Source organism: Grimontia kaedaensis (assembly GCF_023746615.1).
Taxonomy (GTDB): Bacteria; Pseudomonadota; Gammaproteobacteria; order Enterobacterales; family Vibrionaceae; genus Enterovibrio; species Enterovibrio kaedaensis.
Window position 1 is genome coordinate 1,482,188 of the sequence record NZ_CP082276.1, and the last position, 20,768, is coordinate 1,502,955.

A 20,768-nucleotide genomic window follows, 5' to 3' on the forward strand; every position below is an offset into this window, starting at 1 on the left:
GTCATTATTTCCAAAAAAGCCGCGACTATGTTCGCGGCTTTTTCGTTTAGGCGAAAATGCCTTTCAGCCTTGGCGTCCAGTCTTCTACTTGCTGCGTTTCCATACGTTTGTGGACGGTACGCGTCCAGCTAGCTGACAACCCTTCCTGTGCGGCAATTAATCTCAAGCCTTCCGGGTTTAATGGATCGCCAAAGTAGTAATCGCAGGTTTGTTTGATGGTCAAAGCGTTTTCAGCGCGCTCAATCAAAATCAGTGACTCCGCAGCACTGACAAACCCGGGCGTGATCACACGGTACAACCAGCCACATTTGGCCGTTTCCTGCATCACCTCTGAAAACGTCTCTACATCCCAACGCTTGTTGAGCTTGTAACAGGGTGACCGGGGCTGACTTACCTGAATCACGGCTTTACCCCACTGATATTTGTCGCCAATGCAGACATCATCTTCTGTCATGCGTTCAGTGCTAATGTTTTCACCCATCCCCGCGGGGTGCCAGTCGGCCTTGTCGCCAAACTTCGTACGCCAAAAGTCATAATGCTCAGAAGGATATTGATGCAATGCCCTTTCAACACCACCATGGTGTTTATCAGACGCGCACTCATCCCCTTGAAGCCCCAGAGCGGATAGGAATATCTCCCCTTCGACCGACTGCTTCCCCATGGCGGTCATCATGCCAAACTGACTTTTCACTTTTCCGGTAAAGACCTTCTTGATGGGATACATTTTTTGCATCGTCCTTCCCTGTTATTCGTGGTTCGAGAATTCGATTTTCTTTTTATTGTCGAGCGATCGCAGAAATGCTGTCATGTCTTCAACATCCTGCTCATTGAGTTTGACACCCAGTTGATGCCACGCCGTATCGCGCACGGCCTGTTCCAGCGAAAATACTGCGCCATCGTGGAAGTAAGGTGAAGTCTGACCGACATTTCGCATCGTGGGAACTTTGAAGATGAAATTATCTGCGCTGTTTCCAGTCACTGACCCTCTTCCCTTGTCGATTTCATTGGGATAGGGATTCACCAACCCCATTTTCATAAAGAGTTGGCCTCCCAACAAAGGGCCATTGTGGCAGGCATGACAACCCACCGTAATAAACCGCTTCATTCCCCGCTTTTCCTGCGCTGAGAGTGCCGCGTCGTCACCCATCAGCCATTCATCAAATCTGTCTTGCGTCACCAATGTACGCTGGAACGCCGCTAAAGCTTGCGTGATGTTGTTAAATACCAGGGGGTTTTCATCATGAGGGAAAGCAAGGTCGAACTTGGGCTGGTAGCCTTTCTCTTTCAGTCTTCGCACTGCTTCTTCCTCGGAAGGCAGCGCCATTTCAATCGGGTTCAGAATTGGGCTTCTTGCCTGTTCATGCAACGTTTTCGCTCTGCCGTCCCAAAATTGTACGAATTGGAAACCTGCGTTCCAGGTAGTGAGGCTATTGCGGCTACCCTGTTTCCCTAATGCCCCGACAGACACCGATAACGGCTCTGTACCCGAGCTGGATTTATCCAGATCATGGCAACTGTTACACGACTGACTGCCATTGCCTGAGAGCGCGGTTTCAAAGTAAAGGGCCTTTCCCAGAGCAATTTGTTCTGGCGTGTCGTTCTCACTGCCGGGCATAGAATGCGGCATCACACCGAACACACTTAAACCCAATTGCCGCAGATCTTCTGACGCCATGACATCCAACGAAAACAACCACCCAACTGCCAACGCAGTTTTGCTTAACCTTGCCAAACTGTTTCTTTGCATGTGCATTTTTCCTTTCGCTGAGGATAGAAAACACTTAACACATGGTTTCGAGTCAATACAATTAATTTATCCGATAGTCATCCTCGGAATTATCAATGAAGATGAACGCTATCAATCTTGAACTGACCTAGTTCATTGATACGCAAGGAAATATCGATGAGAAGTGCAGAATAGGCGGAAGAAAGGCAAAAAAAGAAGGGGCGCTATTCCGCCCCTCTTTTCTCAATTTTGTTAGTTAGGCTGTCGCAACTGGTGCCCCAACTGCCACACTGTCGAACAGCGCCACCCCCGTCAGTTTGGACACTTCATCCAAGTACTGACGAACATTGCCTGGGTAGCGCAGACCTTTCGTCACTGTGTAGTTTCGAAGGAATGGGAATATATTGATGTCGTCATAAGTCAGCACGTTATTTCGCTGTGAAGGTGGGACCAACCAATCGAGTTTCAGCAGTTCAACATTCAGCTTAGCAATGTACTCTTCACTGTTAGCAAACGCCTCATCGAAAGACATTTTGATCATGGATGATTTGTTTTTAGTAAACCAGGCTTTCGCTTCTTCACTCTGAAATTCCGGCAATTCAATCATCATCCAACGCGGATAAATCAGGCGTGAGCCGAACTGGCCAGCAACATTCATCCAAGCTGAAATGCGCTCACCCATTGTGCCCTCAGCAATCGCTGGGTTACCGTCGAGATTGTCGAGGTACGCAGCAATATCGAGGCTCTCTGCCATGTAGCTACCGTCTTCTTTTTGAAGGATCGGAACCAGGTTGGCACCGACTTTTTCGATTCGGGCGTCGACATCGTGGTTTTGAAGATAAACAAGTTCCAGGTCTACCTTCTTCAAGCCTGCAACCATCATCGCTTTCACGCAGAACGGGCAGTGGTCAAACACAAACAGTTTCATGAAACATCCTTTTTGAAACAGGTGCGCCTACACTTTTGTGGCACAAATATGACGCGCCGATTGTAGAGCGTTTTCTCTCAAAGGAAAATGATGATGTTTCAAGCAGGATCACACCGCGATTAATTCGCGAACAAAATCTTATCGCCACAAAAAAAGCCCCTTGTCGGGGCTTTTCAGGTTATTCGAGTGGTTCTGTGGGAATCCAGCAGTTTTCAGCTTCATCGTTGGCATCTGACAACACAACCAGAAGCCCCATATCAACCATCTCTTTTAATGTCAGGTCGTCGGCAAGATGCATGGTTTCTCCGCGCTCGTTTTCCAGTTCCATATCATTCACTCCTTTTTACCCAAACACCCTGAAGATGCTCGCATTCAGAGGTCGTTTGGGTATACAGTCATTCTCTAAAGATAGCAGTCAAAAGGAGCTTAAAGCGGGTTTTCTAAACCCGAAAAACAGAGCAAAAGAAAGAGGCTAAGCCTCGACCTTTTTTGGTTTTCTGGTAAACAACAGATAAATAAGAGGAACCGCACAAACAAAAGGAAGCATGACTAAATTCAGGGTCTGCCAGCCCAAGTTCACCTCAAGGTTACCCGCCATCAATGCTGTCAGGGTAACGCTGCCAAACACGGCAAATTCATTGATTGCCTGGGCACGTGGTTTGTCTTGTGGCAAGTAAGTTTGGGTCAGTTGACTGGTCGCGCCAATAAACATGAAATTCCACCCGACACCTAGCAATACCAATGCAATACGGAAATGCCATTCAGAGACGCCGTTAAGGTTCACCAGAATACACCCAACGAAAAACAGACTTCCAAGAAGGATCGTCATGCGTGCACCAATTTTTCCGATAATACTGCCAGTAAAGAAAGAGGGTACAAACATCCCCAACACGTGCCATTCAATGACTAAGGCGGCCTGCTCAAAATGGAAACCGTGTTTATGCATGGCAATCGGTGTCACTGTCATCAACAGATTCATGACCGCATAAGCCACAACGGCAGCGATAACAGCCACAAGGTAACCCGGCGCTTTAAGAATTTGCCCTACAGAGCTTTGGGCAGGTTGATCTTGTGCCGGCACAGCAGCAGGTAAAGCAATAAAATTCAGAACCAGTAAAGAGAGAATATAAAGGACGGTGATTCCGATAAAAGCGCCACTGAAGTGGGTACCAGGTAGCCAATGTTGGCTGGCAATAGCAAGGTTCGGCCCTAGGATAGCTGCCAGCACGCCACCTGCCATGGATAGCGAAATTGCCTTGTCGCGGCTTTCCGGGTCGCTCACTTCTATCGCTGCAAAGCGGTACAGGGTGCCAAAACCAATGCCGATACCTAATAACAAAGTACTAAAGCAAAACAGCCAAAATGCGCCTTGTTGCAGGGCATGCACACAAAGTAGCGCCCCGAAAATACCGATGATATTCCCGAGCCGGAAGCCATTCTTACGTCCAATTTTCGCCATGATAAGAGACGCAGGAATCGTCGCCATCATCAAACCGACAAACTGGGTTGAAACTGGCAATGTCACCCAAGTATCGCTGGGTGAGAGTTGTTGGCCTATCAATCCATTTACAGATATCAGCACAATGTTGCCGCTCATTAGCAGCGCCTGACAAAGTGCCAACAACCAGACATTTCTATTCATTCCATGAAATTCCTGAAAAGGCGGGACGAAGTTTCGAGTATCCCGCAGCATATGACATACAGCAACCTCTCGGCCTGACTTTATCGACACTGCAAATCAGAGCTTCCAACAATACAGTCATCCGGAATATCTGCGAATCCACCCAAACCCGCGTTCTAATTGTTGTAAGGAGTTCTAACACTCCTGTCTCGAAATTAGTTCATGCAAGTCCGACAATTTGTGTGAATCTGTATGTGGTAGGAATTCACTATCAAATCAACAAGGGAAGGTGCTGAACATGTCGGTGATTTCGAATGAGCCAGTTGAGATTTATGGCGAGTCTGATGTCGATTTCCTTTACGGGTCAACCCAGCGCGATTATTTCAACCTGGAACAAGATACTGATGATATCACTGTCATTGCTTACAGGGGCGATGATGATATCTTTGGAAGCTACGGCGACGACCTGCTCGTTGGCGGCGCGGGTAATGACTTCATTTATTCTCGCTATGGTAGCAACGTCATGCGCGGAGGCTCGGGCGACGATCAACTGCTGAGTAAAAACCACCCCAGCGATGATCGTGGTGAATACCGAGATGTGCTTTCAGGTGGCTCGGGTAACGATGTGCTGTCATCAGAAAGTTCACAAAACTGCACCATGAATGGTGGCTCAGGCGACGATATTTTCTCCTTCCGCGATTTAGGGGCGGCGCAGTCTGGCGTCAGCTTTTGTATTGGTGGAGATGGCGCGGACATATTCCGGTTCTATGAGTTCGAAACCCATGAAGATATTGATCCGACTAATTCAGTGGTTCGCATCAAAGACTTTGAAGTCGGTGTCGACAGCCTCAACTTTCACTATTACAGCGATGAATACCGCACAGATGAGGACACCTCCTTCATCATCAAACAAATGGGCTCAAACATGGTCATCGACTTTGAGGACAAAGTGACCATTATGCTGCACGGTGTTGATAGCAATTCAGTCACCATGAGCGATCTCTTCGCCAACAACCAACCCGAACCAATCGACCCGATTTTGTATTGAACAGATACAACCGGAAAAGCATCGCTCAGACGGTGCTTTTCTTTCGGCGACAGCGAAAAAAAAACCTCAGCTCAGAGAAGCTGAGGCCATGGTTGATGACCGTGGTGTTCAATGCCCTTCGCAGGGACATAACCAGAGAGTGAATGATGTATCGGAAAGCAGGAGTATCTTGATGCTATGATGTTTCAGTGGCATGAAGACACAGTCACTGTTTCATGACATTGGCATCCATGGAAGAGCCCAATTTTCCCATTTACATTTAGTTGCACACTTAGATGTCACCACTCGAAGGTATTTGATATTCAACTCGCTTATTTCAAAATCAATTCGACTCAGTTCAATCTATTGAATATATGTAGTGAAACGCGCCGTGAATTCTGGGCATTTCGTTGTTTTTTTACACACCACCAATAACATATTCGATAGTTAAGTTGTTTTTGGAAACTAAAGCTTTGTCGATCAAGTTAAGCCGCACGACAAATACGGCTGGCATTATCAATTCCCTTTGGCAATCTCCCGGCGTCTCACGCATTGATGTCGCAGCCAAGCTCGGGTTGGATAAATCCACCGTCACCAAAACCGTCAACCATCTGCTGGATATCGGGATGATCCTCGAGCAGCCGCAAATGGTCACGGGTAAAGGTGGTCGCCCAAAGGTTTCGCTCGTCTTTAATCCGGATTTTGGCGTGCTAGTTGGAGTCGATGTTAACTCTGATACCTTGAAAGTTTCCGTCGTCAACTTGCTCGGTCAGGTCGTTTATCACGACATGCTTCCCATCGACACACACGCTCCTATCGACAAAGCAATGTTGGCGGCGCTTGTTCCCAGTGTTAATGCTATTCAGAAGCTGTTTCCCCGAATCCTTGCGATCGGTATTGGTATGCCCGGTGTCATCGATCCTGATAAAAACCAACTTTTAGTTTCCCATGCACTGTCGGTGCGTTCGTCAATTAACTTCGCTACCCAGTTCAAACGACTTTTTCCTTACCCGGTTTTTCTGGATAACGATGCCAATTGCGGTGCCTGGGGTGAACTTATGCAGCAACGTAGTCTGCCCTACGACCATTTCCTCTACGTGTTGCTTTCTACCCACCATGCCCGAGAGCTTTATCATCGTCTTGGCGTTGGTGTTGGTGTTGTGCTTAACCGTCAACTTTTCTATGGCGAAAACTATATGGCAGGCCAATTTAACAGTCAGGAGCTCATGCGCGGCGCAGAGCCAACTCCAAGTGTCATCATTGAAGAGTTCTCTGCTCTTGCCGTCAATCTTTGTAGCCTGATGAGTATTCGCCGCATCGTCATCGGTGGGAATGGTCTTTCATTCGGATCTGAACTCGCAACATCTCTTCGCAAACACAGCGATTCTCTATCGGGTTCACTGATTCTCAAACCAAACATTGAATTTTCATTGTTGGGGCCTCAGGCCGCAGCGATGGGCGCGGCCTCAATGGCCTGGCAGAAATTACTCACGGCAGAACTGAAGCTGGCAGAGAGCCTAAGCCTGTCCGAGAACGGTAATCTTTCGATTTAGGGTGAATGACAAGGACGTCTGATGGTAACCATTTTTCCCGCACCAAAACGCTACTCGCCCGGATACGCCAGTAAACGTATTTGTGTTTCCAGCATCATAGCGACCTGTCCGGTCAATTTTGGCGCAAAACTACATCACGCTGCTCTCACGTATCGGCACGATCCGGATTTGCCCGAACAAGGATTCCGGATTAGCTTTCCCAGTGATGGGGTTACCATTGAATACCGCGACCTTCGTGGGGTTCGTTATGCACATCTCGCCATCAATCAGCTTATTGATACTCAGGCAGTCGTCAAGCAAGACGCTGTGATTGAAGATTGGCCAGACTTCCCCACGCGCTCAGTGTTGCTCGATATCAGCCGGGATCGCGTGCCCACTATGGATACACTAAAGCGACTGATTGATTACTTCAGTACTCTGCGCTTCAACCAGTTCCAGCTCTACACTGAGCACACCTTCGCCTACCGAAAACATGAAACGGTGTGGCGAGATTACTCACCAATGACGGCAGAAGAAATCCGTGAAATCGACGCATACTGCCAACAGGTCGGTATTGAATTGGTCGCCAATCAGGCAACATTCGGACATATGGAAAAGTGGCTCTGCCATCCCGAATACCAGCATCTTGCAGAACAAACCACGGGCTTTCTTGATCAACGAGGCGATTTCAGACCCGGCGCTTTTGGACTGAACCCCATCAGCGAACAAACCGCAGAGTTTATTGATCAACTGCTATCAGAAGTTACGCCCAATTTTTCCAGTGACATTCTGAACATCAACTTTGACGAAACCATGGACTTGGGTGTCAATGCCAGCAAATCGGCTTGCGAGATTTTCGGTAAAGGTAAAGTCTTCCTCAACTACCTCAACAAGGTGTTGGAAGTCGCAAACTCAAAAGGCAAGCAATGCCAGATTTTCAGTGACATGTTGTTCCGTTATCCGAATCTTATCGATCAGCTCCCCGAAAACCTTACCTTGCTGAACTGGGGTTACGAAGCTGATCATCCCTTCGATGCTGAACATAAGCAATTAGCTTTGTTTGGCTACCCATTCCATGTTGTGGTCTCTACCGATTGTTTTGCTTCTGTTGCAGGAAGGTGGAATTCCGCAACCACGCATATGCGCCGCGCCGCTAAATCAGCCAAACGCTTTGGTGCTGAAGGCTACATGGTGACCGAATGGGGTGACATGGGACATGGCCAACAACATGCCATGCCAATTCCTGGTTATGCCTTCGCAAGCGCCATGGCATGGGGTGAAGAACAGCAAACCGACAGTGACATGATCATTCCGCTCAGTTGGTATTATCCTGACGCGTCTGAGGTTGAGTTGAATGCGTTGATCGCACTGCAGGATATATATCATTCAACTGGTATTGAAACACCTAACTGCGCCTTTTTTGGTCCAGTATTATTTGACCAACAATCAGGCCGCCATATTAAGCGGATGAAGGGGCTCGCTACCCATAATCTTGAACACTCGCTCGCCGAACTAAAAAGCTGGAAGGTGCGGCTCGGCCCTCTCCCAGACAACGAGCTGAGAAACGACCTTCTTTGGACTATTGATGCGTTAGAGATAGCTTGCCTCATTGTGAAAGGGTATGCAGAGGAAGAACACCGCCTTACACAGGATTTCAGTGATGAACGCAAACAGACCTTGAAAGCGAGGTTGCAACCATTAATTCAGCGTTATCGCGAACTTTGGCAAGAACATTACCGACCGGGAGGCATGATGCAAAGTAGCAGTCGTCTTGAGTATTTGTCTTCGCTTCTGACCGTCAATGAGATAAATCATACACACTAGGAGGCGCTCTGTGGGCACCACAGCACAAAACATCAAGACTGCGATAGAAGTATTGAATCTAGATAACAAGGTTATATTTGCCCACTGTGCTATGCGTTCATTTGGTGGATTTGAAGGCGGCGCTGACAGTCTGCTGGACGCGTTTCTTTCTGCCGGCTGCACTGTGGTCGCGCCGACGTTTACCTATTTTCCAATGTGCCATTCGCCAGATGGTATCGAATATGCACAAAATGGTTATCGTGGGGAGCTTGAAATAGACCCATCTCCTTACGACGCCTATGCCAATGACATTGAGCCTTCAATGGGCGCCTTTGCCAAAGCTGTACTTAACCACCCCAAACGGATCAGAACAGAGCATCCGATGAACAGCTATGCCGCAGTGGGTCCGCTCGCTGAAGCTGTCCTTGCACCCCAAGATGACTTTAATGTGTATGGCGTTTACCAATCGCCTCAAGCCAGAAATGCAGTTGTGCTTTCAATAGGAGTCACCCCAAACAGCATTACACCTATTCATTATGCAGAGCAATTGGCTGGAAAAGCGCTGTTCCGTCGCTGGGCGCAAACAGCCCAGCGGGGCGTCGTTGAGACATGTGTGGGATCTTGTTCCGAAGGATTTATCTATCTTCAGCCGTACCTGTCACCAATCCAGACTAAAAAGCTCGTCGGGGAAAGCACTTGGACGGCATATCCACTTGAAGCACTGCTCCATGCATGTACGCAGGCATTTCGTACGAACCCTTCTGTAACGCGTTGTTCTGATGATTGTCCGCGATGTGAAGATATGACACTTGGTGGCGTTAAAACCTTAAATTAGCTCGCTGGAATCAGAACCTGACCATCTTTATTTCTGCCCTTAGCCTAATAAGTGACGATGTCACTAATTGGGCTTTTTTATATCGCTTACTCAATAAAGTGCACATACCAGCACTTATACTGAAAGAACTTTGACGAGCCAAGCTTTTGTGTCTACTTTATTAAGCACGTGTAACAAAAATGGATATAAAATATGAAAGGAACCCACAATAATATCAGTTACATAGTTAAGGTGAACGAAAGAGAAGATTTGGGCGGATTTGCTGCCTCGTTTTCTTTCACCTCTTCCTCAGAACAAGGTGATGCCGTCTCAAAAGCTTATGAGTTAATGAACTCTGACAAGTCACTGTCAATTTTCAAAAGTCAGGAAGATGCGACCAAGGCTGCAGAGCGCTGCGTGAGAATGTGCATCGATGATGGCTTTGTTCGATAAGCCAACACCTATACCCAAAGCTAAAAAAGCACCTGTCGGTGCTTTTTTTGTTATCGGCCCGGTTGCCACTCATCATATTGTGGCATGTCATGTTCGTAACTCAGCCAGCTGACTTCGTCTGATTTCCATATGCGAAGCTATGGAACCTGCCCGGGATCTTCATCCAGAGAAGCAACCCGCAGTGCGTGGAACGCACCGCCTTCTTTCATCTTAACTAACGGGCTGCCGCACACAGAGCAAAAGTGGCGTTTAGTGCCCGGTGAGGATTCAAACTGGGAGACTATATCTTCACCTTTCAGCCATTGAAAGTCTTCTGGAAGAACTGCAGCCGCCGTGTTAAACGCAGCCCCGTTAGATTTTCGGCAAGCGCTACACGAGCAGTGTGTAATAGGTGAACTTAACTTTTTAACTTCATATTGAACAGCACCACAAAGACAGCTTCCTTTCATCACTTCTCCTTATTGAGTGATCACCTTTCTACTGCTCCGGTAATCCTGTTTATTATTCAGGCAACAATCTCATCGTTTTATCTATAAATCAACAATATAAAAAAGGCACCTCTATGAGATGCCTTTTATACACTTCTATCAATTTATGCCGCTTCGGCCGTTTCCAGCTTCTGCGATTTATCAAACATCAGCTTGTAACTCATGATGCCGATAACCAGAGCCTTGATGATCATCATCTGCGGATTGCCATAGTAGGCAGCCATACCAATGAAGCCTGACAGCAGCATCAACTTGCGATAATTGGTCAGTGTGGTCATGAAGAGCGCAAGCAAGATAATACCCAAATCAGCGAACTGCAGCGCCACTGGCAGCGTTGGGTCCGCAATGAAAGCGGTAACCGCAACATAGGCGATGTAAACAATACCCGCCGCCATTACAGCCCCCAGCGTCAGAATCACTGACCTTGAAGCATTGGTAAAGTCTTTCGCATAGCGATAAGTGTTCAGAGACGCAACCGAAAGGTTAAGGATAACTTTCGGCCACCAGCCCATAAGAAATGCCCAAAGCGTGTCATTTGCCGCCGAGCCAAATGCAGCAAAACGGGTAAATTTCATGCTGTTGAAAATCGTAATGCCAATGTAAAAAGCAACAGAGGTCCATCCTAGGATTTCTGTGATGAGATCTAACGTCATTCAGGGTACTTCTCTTACAGGTGAGCGTGATTAGCTCGGAGATGTGTTTTCCATCACCGGCAGGTATGTTATGCCGAATTTATAACCACTCATTAACGTGCTTGCAGACGGTTATCGGGGCTGAGACCGATAATAAAGTGATATTGATGTACTAATCAACGAGTATTTTGGGGATTGAGGATGTGAGAATTAGAGGGCTTGATGCTTCTCTACATCAAGCCTACTGGATCTTCTGGCTAAGGTATTGAATCCACGACTCACTTTGGTTTGAAGGCTTCAGTTCGTTCGCCCTTTTGGCGTGGAGAAGCGCCTTATCAAACTCATTGAGTTTGTCATATGCCAACGCACGGGCAAGTTCAACATCAGGGGCTTTTTCTGGGCTGTTGACCTTCTCTAGCAATGACAACGCTTTTTTGTATTGACCATGTTGAAGCGACAACTGTGAAGCAACCCAATAGTATTTTGGTGCTTCAGCAGCGGCGCGCTCCCAGGCAATAATGGCCTTATTCCATTCCTTGGCCTGTTGCCAGTAAGACGCTTCCATCACCAAGCGCGTCATCTCTGCGTCACCTTGATTGACTTCGCTCATTAGTGCAGCCGCCTTTTCAGGTACACCCTGCTGTTGGTATAACTGCGCCATCATCATCTTTTCAGACTCTGATAGAGCAATACCTTCACGTTTTGCCAACACTAGCGTGTTAAGCATCTGTTTTTGATCGTTGAGACGTTGATAGCTGCCTACCAACTGAATCCACCAGGTTTTCTTTTCTGGCTCAATAGCGATTAGTTGCTTTAGCGTTCGGGTCGAACCTTTCCAATGCTTGAGTTTGAGTTGCGATCCTAACTTCAGCGATAACGAAGAAGATTTCGCAGAAACCAGCTTCAAATGGGCATTAATACCTTTAAGTGAATCGCTGTACTGCTCATTCTGATAGTGCGCCTGAGCAATTCGCAGCCAAATTTCTCCACGATCTTTCTGACGTAGCGTTTTGGATGTTGACAGTGGATAATAGAGTTTTAATGCATCCTGATAGCGTGATTGCGTCATCAGCAAATCTGCCAGCATACGCTCGGATGCCATTTGCGCCTCTTCTTCAAGCACTTTGCTATTCACCGACGCATACAAAGCATTGATGGCTTTCTGTGCATCTCCCTTCTGCCAATAAACCACCCCGAGCATACGGTTCACAAATGCTTTATCGTACTCAGTCGGCGTACCGGCACTCTCAAGCACCGTGGCAGCATCTTTCCACTGTTCATCGGCTTGAAGCTCCAACGCTTTCTGAACTTGCCTTGCAGTTGACGCTGTCAGCTCAGCGGCTTGCACAGGAGATAAAAAGAATGCGCCCACCAGCAAAAGAAGCATTGAACGACGACTGATTATTTGTTGGATGAAACGCTTCATTTTGTGAGTGCAAACTCCAGTTTTACTGTCTGACCAGGTTGCGATACTGGTTTACCGTCGATAAGCAGTGGTGTGTATTTCCACTTTTTCAAAGCGCGTAATGCTTCGCGGTCAAAAATACGCTTTGGTGACGCTTCGATCACTTTCATGCCTGTCGGCCGGCCTTCTTCATTGATCGTAAAGCTCACGACGACATACCCTTCAATACCACGCCTTAGCGCTTTAGCCGGGTAGCTTGGCTGAACACGAACCAGAGGCATTGCTGCCTGATTACCCTGCCCAAATGAAGGCGTCAATTCACCCACTGCCGGTGAGGGCGCCGCTTTTATCGCTGGCATATTGATGCTCATACCATCCACCTGTAGATCCATCGCGATGTCCGGCATCACAGGCTGAATTGATGGCGTGGTCGCTGCTGCAGTTGGCGCGCTCATTTGCATACTCGGCGGCGGTGGCGGCACGTCAGGTTTTGGTGGCGCGACACGATCACGACGTTCAATTTCACTTTCCGGTTCAGTCATAAAAACGTCGAAAGCAAACGGTAAGTCTTCGTCTTTCGAGGAGCCAGATGGTGCAGCAACCATGGTAGCCATGAGCGCGAAAAGACCAAAAGCACTCAGTAACCCCATCGGCAATGCCAATAGCATTCGCAGCATTATGGCTTCTCCGCTGCCAACGCAATTTTGACGATGCCCGCGCCTTTCGCTGCATCTATCACTTTCACAACTGTGCCACTGTAAGCGTGCTCGTCCGCCTGGATAACCAGTGAGGCTTCAGGCTGTTCACTGACCAGACGGGTCAGCGTCGCTTCGACACGTTCTTCATCAACACGGGTTTTGTCGATAAAAATATCATTGTTTGCGGTGACCGCGACATAAATCCCAACACTCTTTTGTGCTGTGGCATTACTCGCCGTTGGACGGTTCACATCCACACCAGATTCACGAACAAAGGTGCTGGTGACGATAAAGAAGATCAGCATAATGAAGACGATATCGAGCATCGAAGTCAGATCGATTTGTGCATCTTCACGCTGTTTTTGGTGACGTTGAAATCTCATGCCTGACTCCTTAGTGCCTGAGTCAATGATGCCTCCCGGCGCTCACAGGTTTTCTGAAGCCTTGCATGGGCAAACAGCCCTGCCAGCGCAATGACCATACCTGCCATGGTTGGCAGGGTCGCCAGTGAAATACCCGCCGCCATTGAGCGGGGCTCGCCCGTCCCTTCCAACGCCATTAAGTCAAACACAGAAATCATCCCTGTCACTGTGCCAAGCAGACCAAGCATTGGGCAAATCGCCACCAACGCTTTCAGGAAGTTGAGATTACGATAGAGTTGGGTACGCGCTTCAAACAACCAGCTTTCGCGCATAGACTGCGACACCCAAGAGGCTTTGTCTTCCCTTAATTGCCATTTCGCAATAGTTTGCTTTTTCAGGCTTGGAAAGGTGGTGATAAGAAACAGTAAACGTTCAAACACCAGCAACCAACTCAGTGCCGCAACCAAGGCCAAACCCCAAAGTACTGGGCCGCCTTGGGTCATAAAGTCATTAAGGGAGAGCCACCAGTCTTGAACACTTGGCAACTCCAGAAGGGTTATTTCTGTCATGCCAGCTTCACTATTGGTCGAACGTTATTTGAGGTTTCAGACTGTTCAGCCACCAAGCTAACACCCACTTTTTCCAGCGTGCCACGTAACGTATCGGCTTGGGTGCTGAGAATGTTATGAGTAAGCAGAAGCGGAATAGCGGCGACAAGACCAAGAACTGTGGTCACTAGCGCCATTGAGATGCCTCCCGCCATAATAGTGGGGTCACCGTTGCCATATTGGGTGATGACCTGGAAGGTTTCAATCATCCCCGTTACAGTTCCCAGAAGACCCAACATTGGAGCGAGCGCTGCCAGCAATTTCAGCATCGACAGACCTTTTTCGAAATGCTGTTGCTCATCCATGATGGCTTCCATCAAACGCAGTTCCAGCGTGTCGAGTGATCGGTCCGGCTCATTGCGATAGACATTAAGAATGCGACCCAATGGGTTATCACCCGGCTGCATAGGTGTTTTGATTTGTTTAGCAATGGCAATACGCGCCCGGAACATGCTAAAGCCGCGAACCAAGGCGATGATCAGTCCAACTACTAACAGCGCAGCGATAATTTTCCCAACTATCCCACCTTGATCAAAGCGGTCAGCCAGTGTCGGCGTGTTTGCCAGTTGCTTAATCACAGTGCCACGTGTCGGATCCACCAATGCCAACTCACCACTCGACAACGAAAATAGCAACGTACTGTTCAAGCCCCCTTCAACCACAGGAAGCAGGTTGGCCTGTTGGCGGGCACTGTCCCACTCAAGATATCCGTCATTGTTAACAAGACCAATGTTCCCGAGACGCAGTACCTCTTGAGGAGTCACTACACCGCTGTTGTCACGCACACTGACCGTTTCTGAACCGATCTCGCCACTATTTTTCAGCTCTTCCTTCATGCCTTTCCAGAACGCCGACAGTGTTGGAAGAGAAGGTAAGGATTTCGCGTCTGATATCGCATCCAATGCGCTATCCATATCAGCCTGATTGATGGTGGCTGGCGCATTGTAGCGCTCAGCGTTCACCTCACGACCCGCCTGACGAACAACACCAAACACTTCACCCAGACTGCCGGTTTCGAGTCTCAGTGTTTCTTCCAGCGCGGCGAGAGTTTCCTCATTTGCGCTGAACGCGTCGCTGAGCTGCTCGGTTTCGGCTTCCAAAGCTACTTGTTGGGCTTTGAGCGCCTCAAGTTTGGCTTTTAGTTCTCGTTCTGTCGCATTAAATCCAGCTTCACGGGTCGCATTATGTTGTTGCGATTCAGCTTGGGCAGTTTTGGTTTCACTCACCAAATTCGCCGATGCGGGTGCAACGAGCAACATGGCACTCAGCGCAAATGCAAAGATGTTTTTCATTGCGCTGCTCCTTTTGCCATGGAAATAGAAAGTGGCAGCGACATCAATGTTGGAGGCTGTTTCTTATTCGCCACATCAAACGCTTGCTGTATCGCTTCATGAGCACGCTTATCAACTGGCAGCCATTTCGCCGCAGACTTGTCATAAAACCAGAAGGCATCACCATTCAGGCTTTTTGCTACCAGAGAAAGGCGACCGAGGTGCAGCACATCGACTTCTCGATCGACATTTTCAAGTGTCAGGGTTTCCTGATAAACGCCAAGCTTGGCACCGTAATCAAGCTCGATTTGATAGGCTTCCAGAATCCGGCGGAATTTTTCCGCATCTGCCACATCAGCGCGTGTCATCAAAGTCTTCAAACCATCAACACGGCTCTGACGCTGTTCAGGTTTAATGGGGAGATCTTGGTTTACCCAGATATCGAGATCATCAATCATCCGGTACATCAAAGGCACGATTCCCTGGCGTGTTTGATCAATGTCCGTCAATTGCTGGTTCAGGCTAGCCTGCTCCTGCTCTTGATTCTCTACCAGAGATTTAAGGTGATTGCGGTAAAGCGTGAGGTTTTCGATTTCGCGTTGCAGCCTTTCGATTTCCGCTTTGGTGGATTGGGCTTGCTCGTCGCTAACATTAATACGTTGTTGCGATACCGCTGCCGCTTTCACCGTTTGGGTCTCGATAGCAGCCGCTTTATCAATGTCCGTCGCGTGCGCGAATAAAGGCAGGCTTAATAGGGTTGCAGCGCCGAAGCGCTTTACAGCATTCATGAAGTTGTGTCTCTCTGGGCGTAAAGCATAGTGTATAACAGCACACACTTTTCAGGATAAGCGCGGCAGGTTGCGATTTTAATCCACCCAGCACGCGGTGTCAGAACTATGTGTGTCGAGCCAAACCTTGTCTAACGACAGGCTCGGGAATAGCATTGTCATAAGCTGTTTTCGCGACTTCCCACAACTCGTTGCGGGGCATCGAAGCACTTACCAATCCGTCTACACCAACATAGTAAAGGTGAGACTCATCGTCAGAATTGGTTTGTGGAAGCATGACAACAACAGGTAAAGACGTAGACTGGCGAAGCCGTTTCACATCGGTCACGCACGGCAGTGTACCTTCCCCTGCCAACAGGATCATATCGAAGCGTGTCTGGCTTAGAGCCCGCTCGGCTTGTTTGACATGCAGCACCCTTGTGACCTTACAACCATGCTCTGCGAGCACGCTCTTTATCCAGCCACAAGGCGACAATACATTTTCTATAAGCAGTAGTTCACGCATTGCATTCAAAACCGCTAATGATATTCATTCTCATTACTATCTCACATCCACTGCACTAAATACAACTCACTTTCATTAGGGGAAATACCCCCCAATACCCAAACGACCTGAAGATGCTCGCATTCACAACGCCAGTTAAACTCACTGTGTCCTGCATCTTCAGGTTGTTTGGGTATATATCTCTGAGTAAGAGCAACTTACTGTTTTTAGAGCGTGGTCTCAGTTTTCTCTTATTTATAAATTTGAAACTATTGCGAACATAATGCCCAGAAGCGTAGACTTTCACCTTCAAAATAAGATATTTAAATTCACTTCAGTTGGTACGAATTGCGCTATGTCTAACAACAAACCTATATTTATCGCCACCGCCGTTTTATTGATTGCAATGATTGGCCTGACACTTTTTTCCATCACCTATTCCAGCAAAATCTACGCAATCCAAATTCAAAAACAGCACGAGAAACTACTAAAAGATCCTGAAGATGCAAAGATTGCCGATCTGATCGGTCTTGCCGATATCTGTGAAGATGTTCGCTTCAGCGGCACCCTGTCTTTGCACATGAGTGATGAAGATACCTTCAGCATCCAGCGTGCTTGTGAAGACATCAAAACCCGTCTTCGCATGAACCAATTCAGTGACCAAAGCCTTTCAATGCGTCGTTAAGTTTTGTCCCGCTGACACATAAAAACTTAGACAGAGGCTTTCGAGCCTCTGTTTTTCGTTGAACAGCCCCACTCATTGTGGCACATTCGCCGCTGTCATCACCAATTCAAGCAGTCTTATGAACAATCAACCCAACAATCCGCTTCACGGCGTTAAACTCGAACAGATCATCAATAAGCTGGTAGAGCATTATGGTTGGCAGACACTTGGTAATGAAATCGCCATCAACTGTTTCCGGAGCGATCCTTCTGTTAAATCCAGCCTAAAGTTCCTGCGCAAAACACCTTGGGCACGAGAGAAAGTCGAACAGCTGTATATCGACACTTTCTTCGGCCAAGACCAAGCTGAAAAAGCCGACCCTTGGGCAGCGGTGCTCAAAAAGCTCGATAATGAGTGAGTTGGCTTAACGCCCCAAAAACATCCTGAGCATTTTGTCACCAACATTTACCTGATGTATGGTTTAGGTAACTGGCCAGACCATTGGTTTGGCTAATCGACCCAATTGCAAAGGAAAAGACATGGATACTGGTTGGGAGTCACTCACACTGCTATTCCTTTCCCCGATTTTTCTGCTGTGCATGATTTTCGAATTCCGGATCTTGAAAAAGCAGGGAGAGAAGGATTACTCGCTAAAAGAACTGTTCTGTAACTTCAGCCTTGCCGGTCTTCACCAAGGGGCAGATATTATTGCAACATTGCTCTTGATGCCTTTCTTCCTTTGGCTATTTCAGTTCCGTCTTTTTGATATCACGCTGACCCCCTTCACCCTGTTTGCTGTTTTCATCCTGCAGGATTTCTTTTACTACTGGTTTCACCGCGCTTCTCACCACGTTCACTGGCTCTGGGCATCACATATCGCCCATCACAGCTCAGAACGCATGAACTTTACCACTGCCTTCCGCCAAAGCCTGACCTATCCAATTTCCGGCATGTGGCTGTTCTGGACCCCACTGGTTTTAATAGGTTTCCCACCTAAGCTGGTGATTCTGGTTGTCGCGCTTAACCTCGGATTTCAGTTTTTTGTTCATACCCGGGTGGTTGGCAAACTTGGCTGGATTGAAAAAGTGTTCAACACGCCATCTCACCACCGCGTGCATCATGCGAGAAATCCAGAGTACATCGACCATAACTTTGCGGGCGTTTTGATTATCTGGGACAAGATGTTTGGCACTTTTGTGGAAGAAAGGCAGGACATAAACATTGATTACGGCATCCCAAAACCGATCAATAGTTGGAACCCGTTCGTCGCTACGTTTCATCAGTGGAAGACGATGCTCACATTGGCGTTGTCACCGGGTGTGCCTTTCAAAAGGCGAATAGCCTATCTTTTCGGAGCGCCAAAAATAGCGGATAACGCTGAATTTGAGGGGAAGTAAAGCCCACAAGAAAACCGTCCTTCAAGGGGCTATTGTCCTTTGGTGATGATTTTTGCAGCAGTTTGCGGGGGCTTTATACAAGACAGAGGCGTCAATGTGCAGCTGGCCTAAGTGAGAAGCCGATAACGCAGTAGAAAGTCCCCCACAAATACTGTTATCGACGGTCGTCGCGGTAACAGGTCACGTCCACTTCCACTTTCACATCCACCACCAGATCCGCGACCAAACAAATCCGTGCTGGTGGATTGGCACCAAAGAATTCTTTGAACACTTTGTTGAATGACTGGAAATAACGGGAATCCGTCAGCACCACTTTGACGTGTACCACATCCTCAAGGCCATAGCCTGCTTCTTCCATGATATCGACACAGTTCTGAATCGCCAGACGGCTTTGGTCAACGATCCCGCCCTCAACAACTTCGCCATCAGTCATTGGCGTCTGCCCGGACACATACAAAAATCCGCCCGCTTCTACCGCGCGTGCAAAGGGTAAATGTTGTCCACCAGTGCCAGTGCCACCTTCTACGCCATAGCGTTTAATCGTCATTTCCGTTCTCCGTTTCTTCGTAAAAAGCGACCTGCCCGTTGACGTGTCGCCCCTTGTTCTGTCCATGTTTCGGTGCCATTCACCCAAACGCGAATAATGCCCTGTGCCGCTTGCGTCGGCATTTCAAACGTAGCGCTGTCTCTAATGGTTTCAGGGTTAAACAACACCAAGTCCGCCAATGCGCCTTCGCGGATAACACCGCGGTCTTTTAGGTTGAATCTTGAAGCCGAAAGCCCTGTCATTTTGTGCACTGCGACTTCAAGGCTGAGCAGTTTTTGCTCTCTTGAATAATGCCCAAGCACACGAGGAAAGGCCCCCCAAAGTCTGGGGTGAGGATGGGGATCATTCGGTAAACCATCGGAACCAATCATGGTAAGGCGGTACTGCAATACCCGTTCTACGTCCTCATCTGCCATGCAGTGATAAACAGCGCCTGCGGGTTGCAGCTTTTTGGCCGCATCCATCAACGGCAGGCTCCAGTCTTCTGCAATCGTTTTTAGCGTTTTACCCGCCTGTTCTGGATGCGGCTCCGACCACGTAATAAAGATCTCAATGTCATCGGTCACCTGCTTCAAGTCCAGCGTGGAAGAGCTTGCTGTGTAGGGATAACAATCGCAGCCTATATCCTGTTTAGCCGCTGTCGTATCCATCAGAGCGATCACGTCTTTTGTACGTCCCCAATTGCCCGCACCTGCGCATTTCAGATGCGAAATAACAACCGGAACCTTGGCATGGGAAGCAGTATCAAACGCTTCTTCCATCGCTTCCAAAATAGGTTCGAATTCGCTGCGAAGATGGGTGGTGTAAATCCCATTAAATGCCCTCAATTCTGCCGTCAGCGTTTTCAGTTCTTCCGTCGGTGCACTGTTTGCAGAGGCATAGGCTAATCCTGAACTTAATCCCAAAGCGCCTTGTTCCAATGCATCACGCAAGGTGCGTTGCATCTTCTGAACTTCAAGCTCAGTTGCAGCGCGGTGCAAGTCGTCCATCACATTGTTGCGAAGGGTAGTGTGACCCACCAGCGCTGCAACATTGACCGAAGGCTGCGCTTTTTCCACCGCATGCACATATTCCGCAAAGCTTGGGTAATCAAAATCGCTGCGCTTACCCAACAGGTTCATCGGATCTGGCGGATCGCTTTTAAGCAAAGCAGGGGATGCGCTGATCCCGCAGTTACCGACCAGTACTGTCGTAACCCCTTGGCTGATCTTTGGCAGGCATTCGGGGTGGCGTATTACATTGGTGTCATCGTGAGTGTGAACATCAATAAAACCGGGAGCCAGCACCAGACCCTTCCCGTTTATTTCTTTCTCAGCGCAGAGGGAACCCGGGTTGCCAATGGCTACTATCCGATCGCCCTTCACTGCCACATCAGCCTCAAAGGCTGGCTTACCCGAACCGTCTATTAGATTTACGCGACTTACCACAAAATCGAAGTCCATCGATCTGTCCTTGTTGCTTGTCGAATTGGGAGAGATTTGCTGTAGCCAGCGCCGGATGGAAGACTTAGTATTTTGAAT

General features: G+C 48.2%; 23 protein-coding genes and 1 pseudogene. 8 read left to right on the top strand and 16 right to left on the bottom strand.

Going from position 1 to position 20,768, the window contains the following annotated elements:
- Positions 1-46: 46 nt before the first annotated feature.
- From K6Q96_RS23555 to K6Q96_RS23575, 5 genes are all read right to left on the bottom strand, one after another.
- On the bottom strand, positions 47-733 hold the full coding sequence (locus K6Q96_RS23555) for an MOSC domain-containing protein (protein ID WP_251880748.1): 687 nt from the start codon (positions 731-733) through the stop codon (positions 47-49).
- Positions 734-745: 12 nt separating this feature from the next.
- Positions 746-1,747, bottom strand: coding sequence for a cytochrome-c peroxidase (locus K6Q96_RS23560; protein WP_251880750.1), 1,002 nt, complete (start codon positions 1,745-1,747; stop codon positions 746-748).
- A gap of 235 nt (positions 1,748-1,982) precedes the next feature.
- Positions 1,983-2,654, bottom strand: coding sequence for a glutaredoxin 2 (gene grxB, locus K6Q96_RS23565; protein WP_251880752.1), 672 nt, complete (start codon positions 2,652-2,654; stop codon positions 1,983-1,985).
- Between the two features lie 178 nt (positions 2,655-2,832).
- Positions 2,833-2,982 carry a hypothetical protein gene (locus K6Q96_RS23570; protein WP_197475382.1) on the bottom strand — a complete coding sequence of 50 codons (150 nt, stop codon included), beginning with the start codon at positions 2,980-2,982 and terminating at the stop codon, positions 2,833-2,835.
- A gap of 144 nt (positions 2,983-3,126) precedes the next feature.
- The gene (locus tag K6Q96_RS23575; RefSeq protein ID WP_251880754.1) at positions 3,127-4,296 is read right to left on the bottom strand and encodes an MFS transporter; all 1,170 of its coding nucleotides are present in this window, start codon (positions 4,294-4,296) and stop codon (positions 3,127-3,129) included.
- A 277-nt stretch (positions 4,297-4,573) separates the two neighbouring features.
- Here K6Q96_RS23575 and K6Q96_RS23580 point away from each other — a divergent pair, with 277 nt between their 5' ends.
- From K6Q96_RS23580 to K6Q96_RS23600, 5 genes are all read left to right on the top strand, one after another.
- A complete protein-coding gene (locus K6Q96_RS23580; RefSeq protein WP_251880757.1) occupies positions 4,574-5,323 on the top strand; it encodes a calcium-binding protein in 750 nt (249 codons plus the stop codon).
- Between the two features lie 452 nt (positions 5,324-5,775).
- A complete protein-coding gene (locus K6Q96_RS23585) occupies positions 5,776-6,855 on the top strand; it encodes an ROK family transcriptional regulator (RefSeq protein ID WP_251880759.1) in 1,080 nt (359 codons plus the stop codon).
- A 21-nt stretch (positions 6,856-6,876) separates the two neighbouring features.
- Entirely contained in the window at positions 6,877-8,658 is a 1,782-nt protein-coding gene (locus tag K6Q96_RS23590; RefSeq protein WP_251880762.1) for a beta-N-acetylhexosaminidase, read from the top strand.
- Positions 8,659-8,668: 10 nt separating this feature from the next.
- Positions 8,669-9,472, top strand: a complete 804-nt coding sequence (locus K6Q96_RS23595; RefSeq protein WP_251880764.1) for an AAC(3) family N-acetyltransferase — start codon at positions 8,669-8,671, stop codon at positions 9,470-9,472.
- Positions 9,473-9,664: 192 nt separating this feature from the next.
- On the top strand, positions 9,665-9,904 hold the full coding sequence (locus K6Q96_RS23600) for a hypothetical protein (protein ID WP_062665410.1): 240 nt from the start codon (positions 9,665-9,667) through the stop codon (positions 9,902-9,904).
- Between the two features lie 137 nt (positions 9,905-10,041).
- Here K6Q96_RS23600 and K6Q96_RS23605 read toward each other — a convergent pair whose 3' ends face one another.
- The 9 genes from K6Q96_RS23605 to K6Q96_RS23645 form a co-directional block, all read right to left on the bottom strand.
- Positions 10,042-10,353, bottom strand: a complete 312-nt coding sequence (locus K6Q96_RS23605; RefSeq protein ID WP_251880766.1) for a GFA family protein — start codon at positions 10,351-10,353, stop codon at positions 10,042-10,044.
- Between the two features lie 143 nt (positions 10,354-10,496).
- Positions 10,497-11,045 carry a hypothetical protein gene (locus K6Q96_RS23610; RefSeq protein WP_251880769.1) on the bottom strand — a complete coding sequence of 183 codons (549 nt, stop codon included), beginning with the start codon at positions 11,043-11,045 and terminating at the stop codon, positions 10,497-10,499.
- Positions 11,046-11,265: 220 nt separating this feature from the next.
- On the bottom strand, positions 11,266-12,450 hold the full coding sequence (locus K6Q96_RS23615; protein WP_251880770.1) for a tetratricopeptide repeat protein: 1,185 nt from the start codon (positions 12,448-12,450) through the stop codon (positions 11,266-11,268).
- Entirely contained in the window at positions 12,447-13,106 is a 660-nt protein-coding gene (locus tag K6Q96_RS23620; RefSeq protein ID WP_251880772.1) for an energy transducer TonB, read from the bottom strand. The genes K6Q96_RS23615 and K6Q96_RS23620 overlap by 4 nt, the downstream gene beginning before the upstream one ends.
- Positions 13,106-13,510 carry an ExbD/TolR family protein gene (locus K6Q96_RS23625; protein WP_062665418.1) on the bottom strand — a complete coding sequence of 135 codons (405 nt, stop codon included), beginning with the start codon at positions 13,508-13,510 and terminating at the stop codon, positions 13,106-13,108. The genes K6Q96_RS23620 and K6Q96_RS23625 overlap by 1 nt, the downstream gene beginning before the upstream one ends.
- A complete protein-coding gene (locus tag K6Q96_RS23630; protein ID WP_251880774.1) occupies positions 13,507-14,058 on the bottom strand; it encodes a MotA/TolQ/ExbB proton channel family protein in 552 nt (183 codons plus the stop codon). The genes K6Q96_RS23625 and K6Q96_RS23630 overlap by 4 nt, the downstream gene beginning before the upstream one ends.
- A complete protein-coding gene (locus K6Q96_RS23635; RefSeq protein ID WP_251880776.1) occupies positions 14,055-15,389 on the bottom strand; it encodes a MotA/TolQ/ExbB proton channel family protein in 1,335 nt (444 codons plus the stop codon). The genes K6Q96_RS23630 and K6Q96_RS23635 overlap by 4 nt, the downstream gene beginning before the upstream one ends.
- Complete coding sequence (locus tag K6Q96_RS23640) at positions 15,386-16,156, bottom strand: DUF3450 domain-containing protein (RefSeq protein ID WP_251880779.1); 771 nt, start codon at positions 16,154-16,156, stop codon at positions 15,386-15,388. The genes K6Q96_RS23635 and K6Q96_RS23640 overlap by 4 nt, the downstream gene beginning before the upstream one ends.
- 106 nt (positions 16,157-16,262) lie before the next feature.
- Positions 16,263-16,661, bottom strand: a complete 399-nt coding sequence (locus K6Q96_RS23645; protein ID WP_062665432.1) for a PleD family two-component system response regulator — start codon at positions 16,659-16,661, stop codon at positions 16,263-16,265.
- Between the two features lie 334 nt (positions 16,662-16,995).
- Between K6Q96_RS23645 and K6Q96_RS23650 the strand changes: the two genes are divergently transcribed.
- From K6Q96_RS23650 to K6Q96_RS23660, 3 genes and pseudogenes are all read left to right on the top strand, one after another.
- Positions 16,996-17,325 (top strand): hypothetical protein, encoded by a 330-nt coding sequence (locus tag K6Q96_RS23650; RefSeq protein WP_197475383.1) that lies wholly within the window; start codon positions 16,996-16,998, stop codon positions 17,323-17,325.
- 118 nt (positions 17,326-17,443) lie between these two features.
- A pseudogene (locus tag K6Q96_RS23655) lies at positions 17,444-17,653 on the top strand (VF530 family protein); the annotation flags it as partial.
- A 190-nt stretch (positions 17,654-17,843) separates the two neighbouring features.
- Entirely contained in the window at positions 17,844-18,701 is an 858-nt protein-coding gene (locus K6Q96_RS23660) for a sterol desaturase family protein (protein ID WP_251880781.1), read from the top strand.
- Positions 18,702-18,855: 154 nt separating this feature from the next.
- Here the strand turns inward: K6Q96_RS23660 and K6Q96_RS23665 are convergent, their stop codons facing one another.
- Complete coding sequence (locus tag K6Q96_RS23665; RefSeq protein WP_062665438.1) at positions 18,856-19,248, bottom strand: RidA family protein; 393 nt, start codon at positions 19,246-19,248, stop codon at positions 18,856-18,858.
- On the bottom strand, positions 19,245-20,690 hold the full coding sequence (locus K6Q96_RS23670) for an N-acyl-D-amino-acid deacylase family protein (protein WP_251880783.1): 1,446 nt from the start codon (positions 20,688-20,690) through the stop codon (positions 19,245-19,247). The genes K6Q96_RS23665 and K6Q96_RS23670 overlap by 4 nt, the downstream gene beginning before the upstream one ends.
- Positions 20,691-20,768 lie beyond the last annotated feature (78 nt).

Excerpts from the sequence above, each read along its gene's own strand:
- K6Q96_RS23635 (WP_251880776.1), bottom strand. The coding sequence starts at position 15,389 with ATGAAAAACATCTTTGCATTTGCGCTGAGTGCCATGTTGCTCGTTGCA.
- K6Q96_RS23665 (WP_062665438.1), bottom strand. The coding sequence starts at position 19,248 with ATGACGATTAAACGCTATGGCGTAGAAGGTGGCACTGGCACTGGTGGA.
- K6Q96_RS23570 (WP_197475382.1), bottom strand. The coding sequence starts at position 2,982 with ATGGAACTGGAAAACGAGCGCGGAGAAACCATGCATCTTGCCGACGAC.
- grxB (WP_251880752.1), bottom strand. The coding sequence starts at position 2,654 with ATGAAACTGTTTGTGTTTGACCACTGCCCGTTCTGCGTGAAAGCGATG.
- K6Q96_RS23605 (WP_251880766.1), bottom strand. The coding sequence starts at position 10,353 with ATGAAAGGAAGCTGTCTTTGTGGTGCTGTTCAATATGAAGTTAAAAAG.
- K6Q96_RS23610 (WP_251880769.1), bottom strand. The coding sequence starts at position 11,045 with ATGACGTTAGATCTCATCACAGAAATCCTAGGATGGACCTCTGTTGCT.
- K6Q96_RS23660 (WP_251880781.1), top strand. The coding sequence starts at position 17,844 with ATGGATACTGGTTGGGAGTCACTCACACTGCTATTCCTTTCCCCGATT.
- K6Q96_RS23645 (WP_062665432.1), bottom strand. The coding sequence starts at position 16,661 with ATGCGTGAACTACTGCTTATAGAAAATGTATTGTCGCCTTGTGGCTGG.
- K6Q96_RS23670 (WP_251880783.1), bottom strand. The coding sequence starts at position 20,690 with ATGGACTTCGATTTTGTGGTAAGTCGCGTAAATCTAATAGACGGTTCG.
- K6Q96_RS23640 (WP_251880779.1), bottom strand. The coding sequence starts at position 16,156 with ATGAATGCTGTAAAGCGCTTCGGCGCTGCAACCCTATTAAGCCTGCCT.
- K6Q96_RS23615 (WP_251880770.1), bottom strand. The coding sequence starts at position 12,450 with ATGAAGCGTTTCATCCAACAAATAATCAGTCGTCGTTCAATGCTTCTT.
- K6Q96_RS23600 (WP_062665410.1), top strand. The coding sequence starts at position 9,665 with ATGAAAGGAACCCACAATAATATCAGTTACATAGTTAAGGTGAACGAA.
- K6Q96_RS23590 (WP_251880762.1), top strand. The coding sequence starts at position 6,877 with ATGGTAACCATTTTTCCCGCACCAAAACGCTACTCGCCCGGATACGCC.
- K6Q96_RS23580 (WP_251880757.1), top strand. The coding sequence starts at position 4,574 with ATGTCGGTGATTTCGAATGAGCCAGTTGAGATTTATGGCGAGTCTGAT.
- K6Q96_RS23560 (WP_251880750.1), bottom strand. The coding sequence starts at position 1,747 with ATGCAAAGAAACAGTTTGGCAAGGTTAAGCAAAACTGCGTTGGCAGTT.
- K6Q96_RS23575 (WP_251880754.1), bottom strand. The coding sequence starts at position 4,296 with ATGAATAGAAATGTCTGGTTGTTGGCACTTTGTCAGGCGCTGCTAATG.
- K6Q96_RS23555 (WP_251880748.1), bottom strand. The coding sequence starts at position 733 with ATGCAAAAAATGTATCCCATCAAGAAGGTCTTTACCGGAAAAGTGAAA.
- K6Q96_RS23630 (WP_251880774.1), bottom strand. The coding sequence starts at position 14,058 with ATGACAGAAATAACCCTTCTGGAGTTGCCAAGTGTTCAAGACTGGTGG.
- K6Q96_RS23650 (WP_197475383.1), top strand. The coding sequence starts at position 16,996 with ATGTCTAACAACAAACCTATATTTATCGCCACCGCCGTTTTATTGATT.
- K6Q96_RS23620 (WP_251880772.1), bottom strand. The coding sequence starts at position 13,106 with ATGCTGCGAATGCTATTGGCATTGCCGATGGGGTTACTGAGTGCTTTT.
- K6Q96_RS23625 (WP_062665418.1), bottom strand. The coding sequence starts at position 13,510 with ATGAGATTTCAACGTCACCAAAAACAGCGTGAAGATGCACAAATCGAT.